This is a genomic window from Trichococcus paludicola (assembly GCF_003052295.1).
GTDB lineage: Bacteria > Bacillota > Bacilli > Lactobacillales > Aerococcaceae > Trichococcus > Trichococcus paludicola.
Genome location: NZ_QBLC01000002.1, coordinates 275,694 through 297,988, shown reverse-complemented (window position 1 = coordinate 297,988; position 22,295 = coordinate 275,694). Strand labels below are relative to the sequence as shown.

16 protein-coding genes are annotated in these 22,295 nt (G+C 46.5%); 15 read left to right on the top strand and 1 reads right to left on the bottom strand.

What is annotated here, in order from left to right; all coding sequences use genetic code 11:
• Window positions 1-80 precede the first annotated feature (80 nt).
• The 7 genes from topA (at window position 81) to C7R56_RS04145 (ending at window position 8,227) form a co-directional block, all read left to right on the top strand.
• The gene (gene topA, locus C7R56_RS04175) at window positions 81-2,150 is read left to right on the top strand and encodes a type I DNA topoisomerase (protein WP_107995324.1); all 2,070 of its coding nucleotides are present in this window, start codon (window positions 81-83) and stop codon (window positions 2,148-2,150) included.
• A gap of 17 nt (window positions 2,151-2,167) precedes the next feature.
• Window positions 2,168-3,478, top strand: coding sequence for a methylenetetrahydrofolate--tRNA-(uracil(54)-C(5))-methyltransferase (FADH(2)-oxidizing) TrmFO (gene trmFO / locus C7R56_RS04170; RefSeq protein ID WP_107995323.1), 1,311 nt, complete (start codon window positions 2,168-2,170; stop codon window positions 3,476-3,478).
• A 71-nt stretch (window positions 3,479-3,549) separates the two neighbouring features.
• Window positions 3,550-4,467, top strand: a complete 918-nt coding sequence (gene xerC / locus C7R56_RS04165; protein WP_107995322.1) for a tyrosine recombinase XerC — start codon at window positions 3,550-3,552, stop codon at window positions 4,465-4,467.
• 12 nt (window positions 4,468-4,479) lie between these two features.
• Entirely contained in the window at window positions 4,480-5,004 is a 525-nt protein-coding gene (gene hslV / locus C7R56_RS04160; protein ID WP_107995321.1) for an HslVU peptidase proteolytic subunit, read from the top strand.
• Between the two features lie 16 nt (window positions 5,005-5,020).
• Window positions 5,021-6,427: an ATP-dependent protease ATPase subunit HslU gene (hslU, locus tag C7R56_RS04155; RefSeq protein WP_107995320.1), complete on the top strand. Its 1,407-nt coding sequence runs from the start codon at window positions 5,021-5,023 to the stop codon at window positions 6,425-6,427.
• Window positions 6,428-6,499: 72 nt separating this feature from the next.
• Window positions 6,500-7,318, top strand: a complete 819-nt coding sequence (codY, locus tag C7R56_RS04150) for a GTP-sensing pleiotropic transcriptional regulator CodY (protein ID WP_107995319.1) — start codon at window positions 6,500-6,502, stop codon at window positions 7,316-7,318.
• A gap of 36 nt (window positions 7,319-7,354) precedes the next feature.
• On the top strand, window positions 7,355-8,227 hold the full coding sequence (locus C7R56_RS04145) for an aldose 1-epimerase family protein (protein ID WP_107995318.1): 873 nt from the start codon (window positions 7,355-7,357) through the stop codon (window positions 8,225-8,227).
• Window positions 8,228-8,322: 95 nt separating this feature from the next.
• Here the strand turns inward: C7R56_RS04145 and plsY are convergent, their stop codons facing one another.
• Window positions 8,323-8,928 (bottom strand): glycerol-3-phosphate 1-O-acyltransferase PlsY, encoded by a 606-nt coding sequence (gene plsY, locus C7R56_RS04140; protein WP_107995317.1) that lies wholly within the window; start codon window positions 8,926-8,928, stop codon window positions 8,323-8,325.
• Between the two features lie 181 nt (window positions 8,929-9,109).
• On the opposite strand from plsY, the gene parE reads away from it, so the two are divergent.
• The 8 genes from parE to pulA all read left to right on the top strand — a co-directional run bounded on the left by parE (window position 9,110) and on the right by pulA (window position 22,294).
• Window positions 9,110-11,179 (top strand): DNA topoisomerase IV subunit B, encoded by a 2,070-nt coding sequence (gene parE, locus C7R56_RS04135; protein WP_107995316.1) that lies wholly within the window; start codon window positions 9,110-9,112, stop codon window positions 11,177-11,179.
• A 26-nt stretch (window positions 11,180-11,205) separates the two neighbouring features.
• A complete protein-coding gene (parC, locus tag C7R56_RS04130; RefSeq protein ID WP_107995457.1) occupies window positions 11,206-13,641 on the top strand; it encodes a DNA topoisomerase IV subunit A in 2,436 nt (811 codons plus the stop codon).
• Window positions 13,642-13,941: 300 nt separating this feature from the next.
• The gene (pflB, locus tag C7R56_RS04125) at window positions 13,942-16,170 is read left to right on the top strand and encodes a formate C-acetyltransferase (RefSeq protein ID WP_107995315.1); all 2,229 of its coding nucleotides are present in this window, start codon (window positions 13,942-13,944) and stop codon (window positions 16,168-16,170) included.
• A 163-nt stretch (window positions 16,171-16,333) separates the two neighbouring features.
• Window positions 16,334-17,095 carry a pyruvate formate-lyase-activating protein gene (gene pflA / locus C7R56_RS04120; RefSeq protein ID WP_107995314.1) on the top strand — a complete coding sequence of 254 codons (762 nt, stop codon included), beginning with the start codon at window positions 16,334-16,336 and terminating at the stop codon, window positions 17,093-17,095.
• A 99-nt stretch (window positions 17,096-17,194) separates the two neighbouring features.
• Window positions 17,195-18,124: a manganese-dependent inorganic pyrophosphatase gene (locus C7R56_RS04115; protein ID WP_107995313.1), complete on the top strand. Its 930-nt coding sequence runs from the start codon at window positions 17,195-17,197 to the stop codon at window positions 18,122-18,124.
• 95 nt (window positions 18,125-18,219) lie between these two features.
• Entirely contained in the window at window positions 18,220-19,044 is an 825-nt protein-coding gene (locus C7R56_RS04110; protein ID WP_107995312.1) for a metallophosphoesterase, read from the top strand.
• Window positions 19,045-19,197: 153 nt separating this feature from the next.
• Entirely contained in the window at window positions 19,198-20,151 is a 954-nt protein-coding gene (locus C7R56_RS04105) for a magnesium transporter CorA family protein (protein WP_107995311.1), read from the top strand.
• A gap of 139 nt (window positions 20,152-20,290) precedes the next feature.
• Window positions 20,291-22,294, top strand: a complete 2,004-nt coding sequence (gene pulA, locus C7R56_RS04100; RefSeq protein WP_107995310.1) for a type I pullulanase — start codon at window positions 20,291-20,293, stop codon at window positions 22,292-22,294.
• Window position 22,295: the final 1 nt, after the last annotated feature.

Genomic DNA, 22,295 nt, shown 5'->3' with positions numbered 1-22,295 from the left:
CTAGTTTATGGCATAAGATGAGAAACGATTTAAATGACAGAAATATACATACAAATATTTCGTTGAGAGGAGTCGTTTCTTTGGCTTATAAATATTTAGTCATCGTGGAATCACCTACCAAAGCCAAGACGATAGAAAAGTACCTTGGCAGAAACTATAAAGTGGTAGCAAGTAAAGGCCACTTGCGCGATTTACCAAAGAGTCGCATGGCAATCAATATCGAAAATGACTATCAGCCGGATTATATTTCCATTCGTGGTAAAGGCGACCTGATTAAAGAATTGAAAAAATATGGACATAAGGCAGAAAAAATTTATCTGGCTTCCGACCCGGATAGAGAAGGGGAAGCCATCTCGTGGCACCTCGCTCACTTGTTGGGCTTGGACCCCGCAGACAATATCCGCGTCGTTTATAATGAAGTAACCAAAGATGCAGTTAAAGAAGCATTAAAAAATCCGAGACCAATCAATATGGATCTTGTCTCAGCCCAGCAAGCCCGAAGGATATTGGATCGTCTGGTCGGCTACTCGATTTCACCCATACTATGGAAGAAAGTCAAAAAGGGTTTGAGTGCCGGACGGGTCCAATCCGTTGCCCTAAAACTGATCGTCAACCGCGAAGAAGAGATTGCCGGGTTCGAACCTGTGGAATCCTGGACGATCGATGGCACATTCCTGAAGGACAAACATGTTTTTCAGGCAGCCTTTTATGGCTTGGGCGGGAAAAAGCTGAAGCTGAAGACTAAAGAGGAAGCGGATGCGGTTTTCGAAAAGATCACTTCCAATGTTTTTGAGATTTCCGACGTAACGAAGAAACAGCAAAAACGCAACCCGGCTCAGCCGTTCACGACCTCCAGTCTTCAACAGGAAGCCGCCAACAAACTGAATTTCCGTACGCGGAAAACGATGATGATCGCACAGGAACTCTATGAAGGGATTCCACTCGGCAAAGAAGGCTCCGTAGGTTTGATCACCTACATGCGAACGGACTCGACACGTGTGTCGGCCGGTTCGATAGAGGAAGCGCATGAATACATCACGGGCACATACGGTCCGGAATATGCCATCGAAAAACAGCGCGAAAACAAAAAGGCTCCATCGGCCCAGGATGCGCATGAAGCCATCCGTCCTTCCAGCGTTTTAAGAGTGCCGAGCGAAATCGAAGCCTTTTTGACGAAGGACCAGTTCAAATTGTATCAATTGATCTGGGCGCGCTTTTTGGCGAGTCAGATGACGCCAGCGGTCTTCGATACGATGAAGGTGGACCTCAAGCACGAGGACGTCATGTTCCGGGCGACGGGTTCCAAAGAAAACTTTGCCGGTTACCGCAAAGTCTACGTTGAAGGCACCGCCAAAGAAAAAGACAACCTTCTGCCGGAAATGGCTGTCGGCGACACTGTCTTCTCGAAGGACATCGAACCGAATCAGCATTTCTCGCAACCGCCGGCCCGTTATTCGGAAGCGACGCTCATCAAGGCTCTGGAGGAGAATGGAGTCGGAAGACCTTCGACCTATGCGCCTACGATCGAAACGATCCAGAAACGCTATTACGTAAAAGTGACGGCAAAACGTTTCGAGCCAACCGAATTGGGTACGATCGTCAATGGTTTGATCTCCACCTATTTCCCGGACATCGTGAACATTTCCTTCACCGCCGGAATGGAGCAGGACCTGGACAGTGTCGAAGAGGGTAATATGGAATGGGTCAAAGTAGTTGATCGTTTTTACAAGCCCTTCGCCGAAGAATTGGCGAAAGCGGAAGTCGAGATTGAAAAAATTGAGATCAAAGATGAACCTGCCGGATTCGATTGCGAATTATGCGGACATCCGATGGTCATCAAAATCGGCAGATTCGGAAAGTTCTATGCGTGCAGCAATTTCCCGGAATGCCGGAACACGAAACCGATCGTGAAGAAAATCAACGTGACGTGCCCTGTGTGCCACAAAGGCGAGGTCATCGAACGGAAATCCAAGAAGAACCGGATATTCTATGGCTGCGATCAGTATCCAGAGTGCGAATTCATTTCGTGGGACAAACCGATCGGCCGCGATTGCCCGAAATGTCAACATTATCTGGTTGAGAAGAAGGTCAAGGGCGGCATCCAAGTGAAATGCAGTCATTGTGAATATGAGGAAGATGTACAGAAATAACGTTATGGAGGCATCCTATGACAGATAAATCAGTTACCGTAATCGGAGCCGGCTTAGCTGGAAGCGAAGCGGCTTTTCAAATAGCGGAGCAGGGCATCCAGGTCGATCTCTATGAGATGAGACCCAAAAAGATGACGCCTGCCCACCATACTTCAGGTTTCGCGGAATTGGTCTGCACCAATTCGCTGCGGGGGAACCAAGTCACGAACGCCGCGGGATTGATAAAGGAAGAAATGCGTCATCTGAATTCCCTGATCATCAAAGCGGCTGATGCGACAGCTCTGCCGGCAGGCGGAGCTTTGGCCGTTGATCGCGACAATTTTTCGGCCTACGTGACGCAAACATTGGAAGCTCATCCCAATATCACGATCCACCTGGATGAACTGACGGCATTGCCGGAAGGGATCACAGTGGTAGCGACAGGCCCGTTGACTTCTGAACCAATGAGCCAATCGATCCAAAGCTTTATTGAGATGGAAGGCTTGTACTTCTATGATGCCGCCGCACCGGTGTTGGAAAAAGACAGCATCAATATGGAAAAGGTATACTTGAAGTCGCGTTACGACAACGGCGAAGCCGCCTACCTGAACTGTCCGATGACAAAAGCGGAATTCGAATCGTTCTATCGCGAACTGATCGCTGCTGAAGTGGCCCCGCTGGAGGAATTCGAAAAGGAAAAATACTTCGATGGCTGCATGCCTTTCGAAGTGATGGCCTCAAAAGGCGAAAAAACGCTGCTGTTCGGTCCGATGAAGCCGGTAGGTCTTGAGGATCCAAAGACCGGAAAGATGCCTTACGCAGTTGTGCAGCTCCGTCAGGACAATGCTGCGGGCTCCTTGTACAACATCGTTGGTTTCCAGACGCACCTGAAATGGGGAGAGCAGAAGAGGATCCTGCAGATGATCCCGGGATTGGAGAATGCTGAAATCGTGCGTTATGGTGTCATGCACCGGAATACGTTCCTCAACTCTCCAAAAATTCTGCGCTCCACCTATCAGAGCCAAAAACGCGACGATCTGTTCTTCGCTGGCCAGATGACCGGCGTGGAAGGATATGTCGAGAGTGCCGCCAGCGGCTTGTTGGCGGGCCTTAATGCCGCCCGAATGGCGAACGGGCAGGAATGTGTCGTCTTCCCGAAAGAAACGATGATTGGTGCCATGTCGCACTACATAACGAATACGGACAGCAAACACTTCCAACCGATGAACGCCAACTTCGGCATCATCGAACCGTTGGGCGGCAAGAAAATCCGTGATAAACAAATCAAAAACCAAATGATAGCCGATAAAGCTTTGGCTGCCCTTGATGAATTCGTGCAAACGATTTAAGTTCGTCAGCTTACATTGAAATCTCTCCAACATTGTGATAAATTTAGTCATAAGATGTTGGAGGGATTTTTTTGTCTAATCAAGAATTAATTGATCGATTCATAAACTATTTGGCAATTGAACGGCGCTATTCCGACGAAACGGTCAAAGCCTATCTGTTTGACCTAAAAAAATTCGAATCCTTTCTCGAAGAAAGTGGAACCAGCGACTTAATGGCGGTACAATTGTATGATGTCCGTCTGTATCTGAGTTTTTTGGATGAACAAAAACTGAGCCGAAACACCATTTCGCGCACGTTGTCGAGCTTGAGGGGATTCTATCACTTCTTGATCCGCAATGACCTTCTGGATGAAAACCCTTTATCCTATATCACTTTCAAGAGAAAGCAGTTGCGTCTGCCGCAGTATCTGTACGAAGAAGAATTGGAAAAACTCTTGCGTGCAGCAGAAGGGACCGAAGTACTGGATTATCGGAACCGGGCATTGGTGGAGTTGTTGTATGCAACCGGAATCCGCGTCAGCGAATGCAAGAACATCAAGCTACAGGATATTTCCTTCGACTTGGGCGTCATTCTGATTTTCGGAAAAGGAAATAAAGAGCGCTATGTACCGTTCGGGCATTATGCTGCCGCAGCCATCCAAGAGTACCTGGAAATGACCCGGTCAGAATTGATGTCAAAGCACCAACGCAGCCATGATTATCTCTTTGTGAATCGATTGGGCGATCCGCTTACAGCAGGCGGCATTGAATACATACTGAAACAGATCATGAAAAAAACAGGTTTGACCGGGACGTTGCATCCGCATATGCTGCGGCATACCTTTGCGACCGATATGCTGAATAACGGGGCGGATATGCGGACCGTGCAGGAACTGCTGGGACACGCCAGCCTGTCATCCACTCAAATCTATACACATGTAACGAAAGACGCCTTGCAACGGAATTACAACCAATTCCATCCACGGGCGAAACGGGACAGCAAGAAATAGGGGGAATACCATATGACAACAATATGTGCAGTGCAGCACAACGGACGTTCAGCCATGGCGGGAGACGGTCAGGTGACGATGGGCGAATCCGTCATCATGAAAGGAACCGCCAAAAAAATCAGACGCATCTATCATGATGAAGTCATCGTCGGTTTCGCTGGCGGTGTAGCCGATGCTTTCACCCTAGAAGATAAATTTGAGGAGAAACTCAATCAATACAAAGGCAACCTGCTGCGTGCCTCCATCGAAGTGGCTAAAGAATGGCGTGGTGATCGTGCCCTTCAGAAGCTGGAAGCGTTGCTGATCGTCATGAACAAGGAGCAGATGCTGCTCGTTTCCGGAAGTGGGGAAGTCATTGAACCGGATGATGGGATCCTTACGATTGGCTCAGGCGGGAATTATGCTTTGGCTGCAGCAAGAGCCTTAAAGCGAAGGGGCTCCGAGCTTTCTGCAAAAGAAATCGCCTATGAAAGTCTCAAGATTGCCTCAGAAATCTGCGTATTTACTAACGACAACATTATTGTTGAAGAATTTTAGATAGGTGGCTAGTATAATGAAGGAACAGCACAACAGAACACCAAGAGAAATCGTCAAGGAGCTCGACCGCTATATCATTGGCCAAGATGCAGCCAAAAAAGCAATTGCTGTCGCTTTGCGGAATCGCTATCGGAGACAACAACTGGACACAGATATGCAAAAAGAGGTGACTCCGAAAAATATTCTGATGATTGGCCCGACTGGAGTAGGCAAGACGGAGTTGGCGAGACGCTTGGCGCTGTTGGTCGAAGCACCCTTCGTTAAGGTCGAGGCAACCAAATTCACGGAAGTCGGATATGTCGGCCGTGACGTCGAATCGATGGTCCGCGACCTTGTGGAGAACGCTATCCAGATCGTCGAAAAACAAAAACGCGGCGACGTGTATACCAAAGCCTATGAAGCGGCTTTGCAACGCCTGGCCAAAATCATGAAGCCGGGGATCAAAAAAGCCAAGCCCAAACAGGAAGGCATGAATGACTGGCAAAATATGTTCAAAAACCTGGGAATGCCTCTGCCGGAAAATCAGGAAGAGGAAACCGAAGATGTAACTGCGGAAATCGCCCAGAGCAGAGCGGAAATCATCGAACAATTGCGCAAAGGCTTGTTGAACAAACGTGAAGTCTCCATAAAAGTGGAGGAAAAACAAGCCAATCCACTAGGTGGCGGGAACAACGAACAAATGATGATGCTGCAGTCGGCATTCGAATCCATGACGCCGAAAAAGAAGACCCAGCGGACGCTTTTAGTCGAAGATGCCATCGAGGTGCTCGTGCAGGAAGAAACCGACAAATTGGTCAACAAGGATGATATTTCCCAGGAAGCTTTGAAGTTGGCCGAAACCAACGGCATCATTTTCATCGATGAAATCGACAAAATCACTTCCAAGTCACAAAACACCGGCGAAGTGTCGCGGGAAGGTGTGCAACGGGATATCCTTCCGATCGTCGAAGGCAGCCAAGTTTCCACCAAGTATGGGGCTATCCAAACGGACCACATCCTCTTCATCGCGTCAGGTGCGTTCCACGTCTCCAAGCCAAGCGATCTGATTCCCGAACTGCAAGGACGTTTCCCGATCCGGGTAGAATTGAACGACCTCACGGAAGATGATTTCGTCCGGATCCTTACCGAGCCCAACAATGCGATGCTGAAGCAATACATCGCTCTGTTGGCAACGGAGGACGTCAACATCACCTTCACCCAGGAAGCCATCCGGAAAATGGCCGTCATCGCGACAGAAGTCAACCAGGAAAACGATAATATCGGTGCCAGAAGGCTGCACACGATTATGGAAAAATTGCTGGAGGATCTGCTGTTTGAAGCTTCCGAAATTCCCGGGACAGACATCACGATAACAGAACATTATGTGGATGAGAAACTTGAGAAGATTGTAGAAAACAAAGATTTAAGAAGATATATCCTTTAAGCAAAAAAAAATCCCCTTTAGGTTGGATGAACCTTGCGGATATTTTCTGATGGATGATTGTAGGGGGGAAACATGGACGAATTATTAGAAAAGTTGAGAAGGATCAACTACATGCTGCAAAAAGAAGGGGGCTTTGTTGCTGTCAGCGACGAAGCGACGGCATTACCTTTTACGGAAATGGCGAGCGTGCTCGGCGACATACTAAGCGCCAACACGTATCTGATCGATCTGTCCGGCAATCTGTTGGGCTACAGCGAGGCGACCGATATCAACAATGCCCGCATCAAGCAAATGCTGGAGGACAAGAAATTTCCGGAGCAGTATGCCCACAATCTGTCTGCGTTGTTTCAGACGACCGCTAACATCGGCATCGAATCCGATTTTACGGCCTTTCCGATCGAGAGCAGGGACCTGTTCATTACGGGTGTCACAACGATCGTTCCGATTTTCGCTTCCGGCAAGCGCTTAGGGAGCTTGGTGTTGGCACGTTTGTTTCCCGTCTTTGACAGCAGCGATCTGATCCTTGCCGAACATGGTGCCACCGTTATCGGCATCGAATTGCTGCATGCCATCAATTTGCGCATGCAAGAAGCAACGCGCGTGACCACACTGATCCAGATCGCCATAAAATCGCTGTCCTTCAGTGAAATGGAGGCGGTCAAAGCGATCTTTGAGACTTTTCCATCCTTGGAGGAACGAATAACCGCATCAAAAATTGCGGCAGAAAAAAATATAACGCGTTCCGTGATTGTGAACGCCTTAAGAAAACTGGAATCAGCCGGCATTCTCGAGACGAGATCGCTCGGCATGAAGGGAACGTTCATCAGAGTCGGTTCTGCAGAATTGCTTGATGCTTTAAAAGGGGCTTTGTATCCAAAAAATGATCAGTAAGCAAAATGGTGTAAAGCCAAACTAGGGGGAAATGTCATGGAGTTTGTAATCGAAAACAAGCACCTTACGGTAACCGTAAAGGATAAAGGTGCAGAAATCACCAGTGTAATCGCAAAGAAAACCGGCATCGAATATATTTGGCAGGCTGATGAAAAAGTTTGGAACAGACATGCGCCGATCTTGTTCCCTTTTGTTGGACGCCTGAAGGATGATACTTTCCGACACAACGATAAAACGTATACAATGGGGCAACACGGATTTGCGCGCGATTCAAAATTTTCGGTGCATGAGCGTTTGACCGACAGCATTACCTTCATCCTTGCGCCGAATGGTGATTTCAAAGATGTTTATCCTTTTTCATTTGAACTGCAGTTGACTTATCAATTGTTCGAGAGTCAATTGTCGATCAGCTACAAAGTGAAGAACCTTGATGCCAACAAGATGTATTTCTCGATTGGAGGACACCCAGGCTTCAATGTGCCGTTGACGGAAGGGGAAACTTTCGAGGATTACTACATCAAGATGACTCCGGAAACTTCCCGCCAGCGCCTGTTCCTGGATGGCCCTTATCTTGCAGCAGACAAAACGGTTGAAGTGGAACAGAACACAATCCCATTACAAAGGGACCTCTTCCTGAATGATGCCATCATTTTCAAAACGCCGGAACCGACGACTGTGACGCTGGCTTCCAATAAAGGTGAGCATGGGGTCACGATGTCCTTTGAGGATTTCGAATACTTGGGCATCTGGACGAAGCCTCAGGAAGACGCCACTTATGTTTGTTTGGAACCTTGGTGCGGACTTGCTGACCGGTCGGATTCGGACGGGGAGCTGGAACGGAAAACAGCCATCCAATCGCTGGAGCCCGGGAATAAACGTTATTATGTCCATCGGGTCGATTTCTTTTAATTCATTCGTCAGCTAGTCCAGACAGCATTTGTCTTTGGGCCAGATAAAAGGCGGGGCAGTAAATCAACGATGATTTACTGCCCCGCCTTATTCTGTTATTTTTCTTTAGCGCTCTTCGATTTGTAGCCGAAAGGCACTTTGCTTTCCGTTCCATTTCTGATCCGGTAAATGTTGGAACGATGGCGATAGATGATGAAGATCGTCAAAAGGATCGTAACGAGCGTCAATGGCCAATCCTTAAAAAAGAAGGAAAGAGCGACCGCCGTAAAACAGACTAGGATGCTGGATAGGCTGACCATTCTGGAGAAGTACAGGTAGATGATGAAAGCGACGACGGCTTCCCCAAAGAAAAGCGGATTGTAGGCCAACAGGATACCCGCGCTGGTGGCAACGGCTTTGCCGCCTTTGAATCCGGCGAAAAGGGGATACGTATGCCCTAGGGCCGCAACAACCCCGGCCAATAGAGGATGGATATCGACTCCCAGCCAAATCGGCAAAAGGGTCGCTGCTGAACCTTTCAGCATGTCCATGACCAAAACGATGATGCCGGCTTTTTTTCCTAATACGCGGAAGGTATTGGTAGTTCCGCTGTTCCCGCTGCCGTATTTGCGGATGTCTGTTTGATAAAAATATTTTCCGATCCAAATGCCTGACGGGATGGAACCCAAAAGATAGGCCAGGACGATGACGATTGCTGTCATTCTCTCTTCACTCCTATGTTGATGCTCAGTTAATATACAATTGCAGTTCATTTTACCATTTTATCGGCTTTTTTCCTATAGGAGGCAGAATTCCGTCTTATTTTTTATACTTTCCAAAGTGAAAGTTATACAGTATGATAGAATAGATGTTCGGTTAGAACAGATACGAAGGAGTTTTTTTATGGCACAAAATAAAGAGAATAAATACAATGATGATTCCATCCAAGTGTTGGAAGGACTTGAAGCAGTCAGAAAACGGCCCGGGATGTATATCGGCTCGACTGATGCCCGCGGATTGCATCATTTAGTATATGAGATAGTCGATAATGCGGTAGATGAGGCCTTGTCAGGGTATGCGGATAAGATCGACATCACGATCCATGAAGACCAAAGCATCAGCGTCAAAGATAATGGCCGCGGCATGCCTACCGGTTTGCACGCTTCAGGGGTGCCAACCATCCAAGTCATTTTCACCGTGCTGCATGCTGGAGGGAAATTCGGCCAGGGCGGTTACAAAACTTCAGGAGGTCTTCACGGAGTGGGCGCGAGTGTCGTCAATGCTCTTTCCAAATGGCTGGAAGTATCGGTCATCCGCGAGAGCACACTCTATACAATGAAATTTAAGGATGGCGGAAAACCTGCCAGCAAATTGACCAAAGCAAAAACCACTGCAAAAGCATCCGGCTCGTTGATTCATTTTTTACCTGACAAAGAGGTTTTCGGAACAGCGCAACTGTCCTACGATGTTTTGGCGGAAAGGTTCCGGGAATCAGCTTTTCTGCTGAAAGGCTTAACCATCACGCTAAAGGATGAACGAACCGAACAAAGCGATACTTTTTTCTTCGAAGAAGGAATCAAGGAATTCGTTACTTACTTAAATGAAGAAAAGGATACACTGCATGATGTCGTGTATTTCAACGGGGAAGCCGATGGAATCGAAATTGAGTTCTCATTCCAGTACAACGACGGCTATTCGGAAACGATCCTGTCATTCGTCAACAACGTCCGCACAAAGGATGGCGGGACCCACGAAACCGGTGCGAAGACAGCCATCACAAAAGCCTTCAATGAATACGCCCGAAAAATGAACCTGATCAAAGAGAAGGAAAAGAATCTCGAAGGCAGCGACGTCCGCGAAGGACTTTCGGCAGTATTGTCCCTGCGTGTACCGGAGAATCTGCTCCAGTTCGAAGGCCAGACGAAGGAAAAATTAGGCACGCCGCAAGCGCGGGCAGCCGTCGATAGCCTCATCAGCGAAAAATTGAGCATTTACTTGACAGAAAATGGCGAAACAGCCCAAATGCTTTCCAGGAAATCACTTAAAGCAAGAGAGGCCAGAAATGCAGCGCGCAAAGCCCGTGAAGAGACGCGGAACGGCAAAAAACGCCAAAAAAACGAATCGCTGTTATCCGGTAAACTGACGCCTGCGCAAAGCAAAAATCCGAAAAAGAACGAACTGTACCTCGTCGAGGGTGATTCCGCCGGCGGATCCGCCAAACAAGGGCGCGACCGCAAATTCCAGGCGATACTTCCGTTGCGTGGGAAAGTCATCAACACAGAACGCGCGAGCATGCAGGATATATTGAAAAACGAGGAAATCAACACGATCATCTACACAGTCGGTGCAGGGGTAGGTGCAGATTTCGACATTAAGGATTGCAATTACGACAAAATCATCATCATGACCGATGCGGACACGGACGGTGCCCATATTCAGATTTTGTTGCTGACTTTCTTTTACCGTTACATGAAGCCGTTGCTGGAAGCCGGAAAAATTTATTTAGCGCAGCCGCCCTTATACAAAGTATCCAAGGGTGTCGGCAAGAATGAAAAAATCCAGTATGCATGGACCGAAAAGGAACTGCAGGAAAAAATCGACATCATCGGCAAAGGCTATATTCTGCAACGTTACAAAGGGCTGGGGGAAATGAACGCAGATCAACTGTGGGATACAACAATGGATCCTGAAACCAGGACGTTGATCCGCGTGCTCATCGATGACAAGGCCCAAGCGGAGCGCCGGGTCACGACACTGATGGGGAATAAAGTCGAACCGCGAAGGAAATGGATCGAGAAGCATGTAGAATTTTCGATGTCCGACAATAAGAGCATTCTGGAGGAAGATATTGCGCCGGCATCCGACAGCGGGGAGGCGCATCTGCAGGATCAAGTGAAAAAAGAATCTTCAGATCAGCAGGCCGCTCATGATATAGAGCAAATTTCTTTAGATTTTGAAAGTGGTGAACAATAGTGGATAATCTGGAAATTAAAGAGCTGATGCTTGAAAACGTAATGGGAGATCGCTTCGGACGATATTCGAAGTACATCATCCAAGATCGTGCCTTGCCTGATATCCGCGACGGACTGAAGCCTGTCCAAAGGCGGATCCTTTATGCGATGGATGTTGCCGGGAATACTTCTGACAAAGGCTTCCGTAAATCGGCTAAAACAGTCGGGAATGTCATCGGTAATTACCATCCGCATGGCGATTCCAGTGTCTATGAAGCGATGGTTCGGTTGAGCCAAGATTGGAAGATGCGGGAAGTATTAGTCGAAATGCACGGCAATAACGGGAGCATGGATGGGGACTCAGCCGCTGCGATGCGGTATACCGAGGCCAGGTTGTCAAAAATCTCTGCGGAACTGTTGCGCGACATCGACAAAGAAACAGTAGACTTTGTGCTGAACTTCGACGATACCGATCAGGAGCCGACCGTATTGCCGGCTCGCTACCCGAATCTTTTGGTTAACGGCGCCACCGGCATATCCGCCGGTTACGCGACCGATATTCCACCGCATAATTTAGGCGAGGTCATCGATGCGACCTTGCATCTGATCGATCACCCTGAGGCGGAGCTCAAAGCGCTCATGAAATATGTAAAAGGACCCGATTTCCCTACCGGGGCGATTATACAGGGTTTGGATGGCCTGAAGGACGCTTATAACACTGGCAAAGGGAAAGTTGTCGTTCGTTCGCGCACCTCCATTGAGAGTATCCGCGGCGGCAAACAGCAGATCGTCATTTCGGAAATCCCTTATGACGTCAATAAAGCGACGCTTGTCAAGCGAATGGACGAAATCCGCATCAACCGCAAGATCGAAGGGATCGCCGAAGTGCGGGATGAATCAGACCGCTCTGGGCTGCAAATCGTTATCGAACTGAAAAAAGAAGCGAACGCGGAAGGGATCCTCAATTATTTGCTCAAAAATACGGATCTGCAAGTGAACTACAACTTCAATATGGTAGCAATCGACGAGCGTCGTCCGAAGCAGGTAGGCTTGCACCAAATACTGAAAGCCTATATTCGTCACCAGAAAATCGTCATCACCCGCAGGACGAATTACAGCCTGAAAAAGGCAGAAACGCGCCTGCATATCGTGGATGCATTGATCAGAGTCATTTCAATTCTCGATGAAGTCATCCAATTGATCCGTGACAGTAAAGACAAAAAGGACTCCAAACAGAATCTGATGAAGCAGTATGCATTTTCGGAACCGCAATCGGAAGCGATTGTATCCTTGCAGCTTTACCGGTTATCGAATACGGACATCACCGCCCTCCAGAACGAAAAACTGGAACTGAATGAGCAGATTGCGACTTACCACGAAATCCTGAAACAGGAAAAAACGTTGTACGCTGTGATGAAGACAGAACTAGCCTCAGTCAAAAAACAATACGCGAATCCTCGCCGGACTACAATCCAGCATGAAATCGAGGAAATCAAAATCGACACGGAAGTTCTCGTGCCTGTGGAGGAAGTCGTTGTCGTGATCACGAAAGAGGGCTACTACAAGCGCACCAGCCTGCGCTCATTTGGAGCCTCGACAATTGCCGAAATCGGCTTGCGCGAAGGAGATAAGCCGCTATTTGTCGGGAAAGCATCTACCCTTGATGCGATCGTGATGTTCACTAATAAGGGAGACTATCTTCATTTTCCGATCCATGAATTGCCGGAACTGAAATGGAAAGATACGGGTAATCATATATCCCAAAACATTCCCTTCGCTCCGGAAGAAAAAATCATCAGCGTAGAAATTCTCCCGAACAACAGTGAACCAACCGGGACAATCCTATTCGTGTCAAAAGAAGGCTACATTAAACAGACACTGATGAGCGACTTCCGGACTTTCCGGGGCTACAGAAACAAAAAAGCGGTCGCTATGAAGCTGAAGAGCGAAACGGATGCGATTGTCTCCATCCAACGCTTGGAGGATCAACAAAATTACGATGTTCTCCTTGTGACCCATTTCGGATTCAGCCTGCGTTACGCTGTGAATGAAGTAGGCATTATCGGTACGCGCGCCAGCGGGGTCAAGTCCATCAATCTGAAAGACGGAGACATTGTGGTCGGGGGTGCCGCCTTTAAAGAAGGTGATGAGGACTTCCCAATCCTTGTGGTCACGCAAAGAGGGAACATCAAAAAATTCAAATCCGGCGAAGTCCCAATTTTGGGCCGCGCGAAACGGGGATTGATGCTGCTTAAGGAATTGAAGGCCAAGCCGCACCGCATCATCTTTATGGATTGCAATCTAGCATTGCCTAACCGATATGCGATCCGCACCACAGTTGGGAATAGCGTTGTGGTGGAAAGCAAAGAAACACCTTTCAGTCCTAGGTATTCGAACGGCAGTTTCGCTATCAACGAGAAGACGGATGGCGAAGTATCGGACATCGAGAAAGAGTTTGATTTTTCACAAATTAGAATTTTCTAATTAACTGTTATAAACAAAAAGCCAAAACGGAAACTGTGTAATAATACAGTTTCTGTTTTTTTATGAAACAGATTTTTCATCAAAATAAAGGTTTCACTAACTAATCGGAAGCTCTCTTCGTTTTTTTAACTTCAAGAACGTTGTTATATCAACGTTTTTAAATATTTTTCGAAAAGTTTACAAAAAGTTCGAAAAAAAGATTGATAGTTGTTGCACTTTCATCTGTACGTGTTATAATATTCATGTAGAAACCTGTTACACATATCACAATGTGAAAGCACTTTATAGGAGGAATATATAATGGAACAATGGCAAGGGTTTAAAGGAAAAACTTGGAAAGAAGAAGTCGACGTAAGAGACTTCATCATCAACAACTTCTCTGAATACACAGGCGACGAAAGCTTCTTGGCTGGTCCTACTGAAACAACAACTCTATTATGGGATCAAGTTATGGATCTTACTAAGCAAGAAAGAGAAGCTGGCGGCGTATTGGACATGGATACTAAAGTTGTATCTTCCATCACTTCCCATGCAGCAGGCTACCTGAACAAAGAAAAAGAGCAAATCGTCGGTTTCCAAACTGAAAAACCACTTAAACGCAGCTTGATGCCTTACGGCGGTATCCGCATGAGCGAACAGGCTTGTGAAGAAGCTGGCTACAAAGTTGATCCAGAAGTTTCTATGATTTTCCGCGACTACAGAAAAACACATAACCAAGGCGTATTTGACGCTTACACTCCAGAAATGCGTGCAGCAAGAACAACCGGCGTCATCACAGGCTTACCGGATGCATACGGCCGCGGCCGCATCATCGGCGACTACCGTCGTGTAGCTTTATACGGTGTGGACTTTTTGATGCAAGACAAATTAAATGAATTCGCTAAAATCGGCGACGGCACGATGACTGAAGAAATCATCCGTTTGAGAGAAGAATTCAGCGAACAATATCGCGCTTTGAAAGAATTGAAAGAATTAGGAAACATCTACGGATTTGATATTTCCAAACCAGCAACAACCGCTCAAGAAGCTTTCCAATGGTTATACTTCGGTTACTTGGCTGCTGTTAAACAACAAAATGGTGCAGCAATGTCATTAGGTCGTACTTCAACTTTCTTGGATATCTATATCCAACGCGATCTTGAAAACGGAACATTGACTGAAGAAACAGCTCAAGAAATCGTTGACCACTTCGTAATGAAATTGCGTATGATCAAATTTGCACGTACGCCAGAATACCAAGAATTGTACTCAGGAGATCCACAATGGGTTACTGAATCAATCGCCGGTATGGCACATGATGGCCGCTCAATGGTCACAAAATCAAGCTTCCGTTTCTTGAACACATTGACTAACTTAGGCGCAGCTCCAGAGCCTAACTTGACAGTTCTTTGGTCAACTAGATTGCCTGACGGATTCAAAAAATACTGTGCTAAAATGTCTATCGAAACAAGCGCTATCCAATACGAAAATGATGACATCATGACTCTTGAATGGGGCGATGACTACGGAATCGCTTGCTGCGTATCCGCGATGAGAATCGGGAAACAAATGCAATTCTTCGGAGCGCGTGCTAACTTGGCTAAAACATTGCTTTACGCAATCAATGGCGGGATTGACGAAACTAAGAAAAAACAAGTTGGACCTAAATTGCAACCAATCACTTCAGAATACCTTGATTACGCTGAAGTTACTGAAAAATTCGATGTAATGATGGACTGGATCGTAGCTTTGTATGTGAATACATTGAACGTTATCCACTACATGCATGACAAATATTCATACGAATCATTGGAAATGGCTTTGCATGATACACACGTTGTCCGCACATTGGCAACTGGTGTGGCTGGATTCTCAGTTACAATCGACTCACTTTCTGCTATCAAATACGCGAAAGTTAAACCAATCCGCGACGAAAACGGCATTGCTGTTGACTTCGAAATCGAAGGCGACTTCCCTAAATATGGTAACAATGATGATCGTGCTGACCAAATCGGTATCGACTTGTTGAAACAGTACATGGGCAAAGTTAAGAAACACCAAACATACCGCAACTCTATCCCTACAACTTCTGTCCTTACAATCACTTCTAACGTGGTTTACGGTAAGAAAACTGGTAGCACGCCAGACGGACGTAAAGCCGGCGAACCATTCGCACCTGGTGCTAACCCAATGCACGGAAGAGATACTCACGGCGCTTTGGCAAGTTTGTCTTCAGTAGCTAAGATCCCTTACAAATATTCATTGGATGGTATCTCAAATACATTCTCAATCATCCCTAAAGCTTTGGGACGTGAAGAAGAAGTTCAAAAAGAAAACTTGACTGCAATGATGGATGGCTACATCGCTAAAGGCGGACACCACTTGAACGTCAACGTATTCAACCGTGAAACATTGCTTGACGCTATGGATCACCCAGAAAACTACCCACAATTGACGATCCGTGTTTCCGGATACGCTGTTAACTTCATCAAGTTGACTCGCGAACAACAAATGGACGTTATCAACCGTACAATGCACGAAATGATGTAATCTGCTTCAACTTGCATATTAATCGTATAAATTTAAACGGATGGATCATTTGATTCATCCGTTTTCTATCAAAGGGAGCGAAAGGTCGCTCTTTTTGATAGGAAATATTCCTTATGCGAGATACAATGAGATTAAGAAATAAACGACAGAGGAGTTTTTTTAAATGACTGAACCCTTAAAAGGATTTGTGCATTCAACAGAGAGTTTCGGTTCCGTTGATGGTCCCGGAATCCGTTTTATTATATTTATGCAAGGCTGCCGCATGCGTTGCCAATTCTGCCATAACCCGGACACCTGGAACATCGGTGGCGGCAATGAGATGACAAGCGACGAATTGCTGAACATGGCCTTGCAATACAAGCCTTTCTGGGGACAAAAAGGCGGCATCACCGTCAGCGGCGGCGAACCGTTACTGCAGATCGACTTTTTGATTGAATTGTTCACAAAAGCCAAAGCCCAGGGCGTGCATACGACACTGGACACTTGCGGCTTGCCGTTCACTTATGATGAACCATTCTTCAGCCAATTCAACAAACTCTTGGCTGTGACCGATTTGATCCTGTTGGACATCAAACACATCGACAGCGGGAAGCACAAAGAATTGACAATGTGGCCGAACGAAAGCATCATCGAATTGGCGAAATATTTGTCGGAAATCAATCAACCGATTTGGGTCCGTCATGTGCTGATTCCGGAACGGACAGACTATGATGATTTCTTGATCCGTCTGGACGCTTTCCTGAAAACATTGAAAAACATCGTCAAAGTGGAGATTCTGCCTTACCATAAAATGGGCGTCTACAAGTGGGAAACATTGGGAATCCCTTATCAATTGGACGGAATCGATCCGCCAACCGCCGAGCGCGTCGAAAATGCCAGAAAACTTCTGCATACGGAAGACTACAAAGGTTACTTGGATCTGTAAAATAATACTATTTTTAAAGGAAGAAAAGAGAATTGCCATTGCTCTTTTCTTCCTTTTTTATTATGATAAATTTAGACAATGGAAGAGAGAGTGAATTGAATGAACAAACTGTTAGTTTTTGGGCACCAAAATCCGGATACGGATGCGATCACATCCGCTATCGCATATGCTTACTATCTGAATCAAAACGGAATCGAAGCCGAAGCCGTTGCGTTGGGCCTGCCGAGTGAGGAAACAGCCTATGCTCTGAATCAATTCAAGACAGAGGCTCCGCGCGTCATCGCGACTGCGGCAAACGAAACGGATACGGTTGCTTTGGTCGACCATAACGAAGCGCAACAAAGCGTCAGCGACATCAAAGATGTTGAAGTGTATGCCGTCGTGGACCACCACCGCATCGCGAACTTCGAAACGGCCAACCCGTTGTATTACCGTGCAGAGCCAGTCGGTTGCACGAATACGATCCTTTACAAAATGTACAAGGAAAAGAACATCGCAATCCCAGCCGACATCGCCGGCTTGATGCTTTCTGCCATCATTTCCGATACGTTATTGTTCAAATCGCCGACCTGCACGCCGGAAGATGAAGAAGCGGCAGCAGCTTTGACGGAAATCGCCGGTGTTTCCTTGAATGAATATGGCCTTGCAATGCTTAAAGCCGGAACGAATCTGGACGATAAGTCGATTGCTGAATTGTTGACTTTGGACGCTAAATCCTTCCCTATGGGCGACAAAAACGTCCGCATCGCACAAGTGAATACTGTCGACGTTCAAGATGTTCTGAATAGACAAATTGAGCTTGTTACCGCCATGGAAGCTGAAAACGGCGCGCAAGGTTATGATGTCTTCTTATTGGTGATCACCAACATCATCGACAGCGATTCTGCTTTATTGGCTGTAGGTTCGCATTTGGGCACAGTCGAGGCAGCATTTGGTGTCTCGTTGAACCAAAATGTTGCGTTGCTGCCGGGCGTTGTTTCACGCAAAAAACAAGTAGTGCCGCCATTGACGGAAGCATTCTCGAAATAATCACTGCGAAAGGGCGGAGCTGCAACTCAGTTAATCTGATATGCATCTTCGCTCTTTTTTACACCATCATTAAGGAAAAGGAGGGGGTTGAGGACGTGAAAATTGGTGTATTGTCGGATCTGCATATAGACTCTAATGCGAAAAGGCTGGCGCCAGGGCAAACGTTTGACCATCTCTTGGCGGAGCTGCTCTATAATCAAGAAATCGACTTGCTGTTGTTGGCGGGGGACGTCTCTTCTGATTACCACGATACCTTTACTTTCTTGGATCGCATGCGTGACCATAACGTTTCGAAAATCCAATTCGTGCCCGGAAACCATGATTTCTGGTCCATCCGCAATCACGAAGAGGATACGGACCGCATCTATCAATTGTTCAAGGAACGGGATGAAAATCCTGTCGGAAATCCGTTTCTGATCGGGGATAAATGGGCAGTGGTGGGGAATCCGGGTTGGTATGATTATGGGTTCGCCAGTGACCGCTATACAATAGAAGAGTTTTCCAGGAAAAAGCTGAAAGTCGGCGGTTGGAATGACCGCCAATATGTGCATTGGTCTAAGGATGATCGCGCAGTTGCAGCAGCCATGCAGGAGGAACTGGAAAACGACCTGAAGGAAGTCAGCGACCGGAAAATAATCATGATGACACATGTTGTGACGCATCCGCAATTCGTCATCCCGCTCCCGCATAAGGTATACGATTACTACAATGCTTTTCTCGGCAACAAAAGCTATATGCAACTGTATGATCGCTACCCGATTACGCACAGCATCATGGGCCATGTCCACTTCCGGAAAATGCTGCATGAGAATGATACGACCTTCTATTGCGCCTGCCTAGGCAATGCGCGGCATTGGTATACGGAGGACCCTTACATCGAAATGGCTTATACAATGGAAGAAATCATGGTTGACATGTAAAGGGCAGCTTTCACTTGGTGATTCAGGGACCGGATTGCACCCAGCCTTTGAGAGAGGGTTATTGCTTTCCTTTTGGCAAAAATAAGTTATGCTTATCTTGTGGGCACGAACATATAGCACATTCAGAATACAACAAGTTAGAGGTGGGTTTCAATGAGAGCATTCGACTTGTCGGATAAAGGAGTATATACGCAAACGAAGGACTGGAAAGCGGCCGATTGGATTCATGTGGAGAATCCGAGCAGCGATGATGTAGAGGATTTAATGACAATTTTCGGCATTCCAAAGGACTACATCATGGATTCGTTGGACGAATATGAGATCCCGCGACAGGAGAAGGTCAAAAATGGGGGAGGGGACGATATTAATCTTCTGATCGTCCTCTTCCCAAAAATGCGATCGGTGCAGGAAAAATATACGGAGTATCATACGTATCCCCTATCGATCATAACTATCAATGGGACCTTGATCACGGTTTGCAAAGAAACGCCTTTCTTTATGACACGCATTATGAAGAACGAGTCCTTCAAAAATGAACCAGCAACAACGCAACAGCATATTATTTTATACATACTATGGGAATTGACGAAGAGTTTTGTTCACCATCTGAGGGAAATCGATGGCATCATCGAAGATCTGCAGATTCAAATAACCAGCGCCACCCATAATGAATACTTTTATAAGCTGATTGCCCTGCATAAGAGTTTGGTGTATTTTGAGACATCCATCAATAAAAATCATCCTTTGATAACAGAGTCCATCCATGAGGCGGTTTTAGGGGATGATGTACAAAGCCAGGAGTTGCTGCGTGATATCATCGATATCTCAAGCCAAGCAGAAGTGATGGTCACCGAATCAAGCAAAATGATCGATCAGCTGAGCGAAGTGTTTTCGAGCGTGATTACAAACAACTTGAACAACATCATGAAAGTTTTGACTTCGATCACCATCGTCCTGACAATCCCGACCATCATGGCAGGGTTCTGGGGCATGAATGTCGATCTGCCTTTTGAAAATCATCCCTGGGCGTTCGGCATCACTAGTCTGATCACAATCTTCATCTGTTTTTTAACGGTCTATTGGTTGAAGAAGAAAGATTACTTCTGAAATGGCGTGTGAATATTGATGAGTAACATCATTCTAAGCGTAGTCGGCAATTATTTCTGTCGGTTACGCTTTTTGCTGTACCATTTGGGTACAGGAAATCTGCCCGGGTTGGTATACTATAAGAGGGAGGTGATGCGAGATGGTGGAAGATTTTCAGGGATGGTTGGAGAGCTATGATTTAGAGAAACTCTTCAGCGACAAGAGGGATAGAGAAACAATCGACAAGGAAATGTTTCTCTTCGTCCGATCGAATGATTTTGACAACTACTTTTCTTATGACGGCGCATTGGGAGCGCTGTATGAAAAAGAAGGCACGCTATTGAGAATCTGGACCCCAACAGCCAAATCCGTGGAAGTTTGGATTTATGCGGACGCTTCCCTCAAGGGCAAATCAAAAAAAATATCGATGGTGCAGAAACCAAAGGGGATATTCGAGGCTTACCTGCCAGGTGATCAGCACGGTACTATTTATGTCTACAATATTTTGTTCCTGAACAATCATGAAACCATCACGGTTGATCCCTACGCCCGCGCTACGACGGTAAATGGAATAAAATCGGTCATTACGGACTTGCTCAGGACAAATCCGGTCGGGCGGGGGGGACGTCTGCCTGCCTTCGGTCTTCCGGAAGAATCAATCATTTATGAGCTGCATATTCGGGATTTTTCCATATCCGAAACGAGTGGGATCGTGAACAAAGGGAAATTCCTGGGTTTGACTGAACAAAATACAAAAAACCCCAGTGGGATAAGCACGGGTTTGGATCACCTGATTGATTTGGGAATCACCCATGTCCAGATTTTACCCATGTTCGATTATGCCACAGTCGACGAGGCGAATCTGACGAAACCGCAATACAATTGGGGCTATGACCCGCTGAACTATAATGTGCCGGAAGGCTCCTATTCCAGCAACCCTTTCGACCCATTCAACAGGATCATCGAATTGAAGGAAATGATTCAAACGCTGCATGCCAACGGTTTGAGGGTGATCATGGATGTCGTCTACAACCACGTCTACGATCCAAAAGATCAAGCTTTGGAAAGGTCGGTTCCGGGCTATTTTTACCGTTACGACGCCGATGGGGCGCTGGCGAATGGTACCGGCGTCGGAAATGATACGGCGTCGGAAAGACATATGATGCGCAAATACATCATCGACAGCGTAAAATACTGGGCAAACGAATACCATCTTGATGGTTTCCGCTTCGATCTGATGGGAATCCACGACTCGGTCACAATGAATGCGATCCGGGAAGCGTTGGATAAAATCGACCCGTCCATTATCCTCATCGGTGAGGGATGGGAAATGAGTACGCCACTCCCGGAGGACTTAAAAGCTTCCCAGAGAAATGCCCAAGCGATGCCAAGAATTGCCCATTTCAACGATTCAATCCGGGTAGCTTTGAAAGGCAGTGATTTGGGTGACGAAAAGGACAGGGGCTTCATCAGCGGCAAAAATTATCAGGAAGATCTACTGATCCGAAACATAAAAGGCGGCATGCATCTTTCCAGCCATAGCAATTTCATCGACCCTGAACAAGTCATCCAGTATGTGGAAGCGCATGATAATTTGACGCTTTACGATAAATTATTGCGGTCCAATCCGAATGACAGTGAAGAGGTGCGCATAAAAAGACACACATTGGCAACGAGCATTGTGTTGCTGGCGCAGGGGATTCCCTTTATCCATGGCGGACAGGAATTTCTAAGGACAAAGGAAGGGGTAGCCAACAGCTATCAGTCTCCCGATGAAATCAACCAGTTTGAATGGGAACGGATGACAATGTTTCAGCAATCAGTGGCCTACGTAAAAGGTCTGATTGCGCTGCGCAAAAGCGAGTATTTGTTCCGCATGCATACCCACGAAGAAATTGAAGCGCATTTCACACCGCTCAGCGAAAATTTCAATATCGTGGCCTTTGCTTTGCACGATGAAGACAAAAAGTATATCGTCGTTTTCAATGCGAATCAAAATGATACGTTTTTTCGGATGGAAAAAAGAAAATATGCCACCCTTGTTGAAGACAACCAGGTATTTTTGGATCGAAAGTTTGAAGCAGCCGTGATGGATACAGTTCTAGTCAAAGCTCATACGACCTCCGTATTTTATGCGGAAAACCAGAAAGAAAATGATATTTAAA

What these genes read in the sequence shown, in the direction of transcription:
- hslU (WP_107995320.1), top strand. Translation starts at nt 5,021, where the DNA reads ATGAAGGAACAGCACAACAGAACACCAAGAGAAATCGTCAAGGAGCTC.
- codY (WP_107995319.1), top strand. Translation starts at nt 6,500, where the DNA reads ATGGACGAATTATTAGAAAAGTTGAGAAGGATCAACTACATGCTGCAA.
- C7R56_RS04115 (WP_107995313.1), top strand. Translation starts at nt 17,195, where the DNA reads ATGAACAAACTGTTAGTTTTTGGGCACCAAAATCCGGATACGGATGCG.
- parC (WP_107995457.1), top strand. Translation starts at nt 11,206, where the DNA reads ATGCTTGAAAACGTAATGGGAGATCGCTTCGGACGATATTCGAAGTAC.
- C7R56_RS04145 (WP_107995318.1), top strand. Translation starts at nt 7,355, where the DNA reads ATGGAGTTTGTAATCGAAAACAAGCACCTTACGGTAACCGTAAAGGAT.
- pulA (WP_107995310.1), top strand. Translation starts at nt 20,291, where the DNA reads ATGGTGGAAGATTTTCAGGGATGGTTGGAGAGCTATGATTTAGAGAAA.
- C7R56_RS04105 (WP_107995311.1), top strand. Translation starts at nt 19,198, where the DNA reads ATGAGAGCATTCGACTTGTCGGATAAAGGAGTATATACGCAAACGAAG.
- trmFO (WP_107995323.1), top strand. Translation starts at nt 2,168, where the DNA reads ATGACAGATAAATCAGTTACCGTAATCGGAGCCGGCTTAGCTGGAAGC.
- plsY (WP_107995317.1), bottom strand. Translation starts at nt 8,928, where the DNA reads ATGACAGCAATCGTCATCGTCCTGGCCTATCTTTTGGGTTCCATCCCG.
- pflA (WP_107995314.1), top strand. Translation starts at nt 16,334, where the DNA reads ATGACTGAACCCTTAAAAGGATTTGTGCATTCAACAGAGAGTTTCGGT.
- parE (WP_107995316.1), top strand. Translation starts at nt 9,110, where the DNA reads ATGGCACAAAATAAAGAGAATAAATACAATGATGATTCCATCCAAGTG.
- pflB (WP_107995315.1), top strand. Translation starts at nt 13,942, where the DNA reads ATGGAACAATGGCAAGGGTTTAAAGGAAAAACTTGGAAAGAAGAAGTC.
- hslV (WP_107995321.1), top strand. Translation starts at nt 4,480, where the DNA reads ATGACAACAATATGTGCAGTGCAGCACAACGGACGTTCAGCCATGGCG.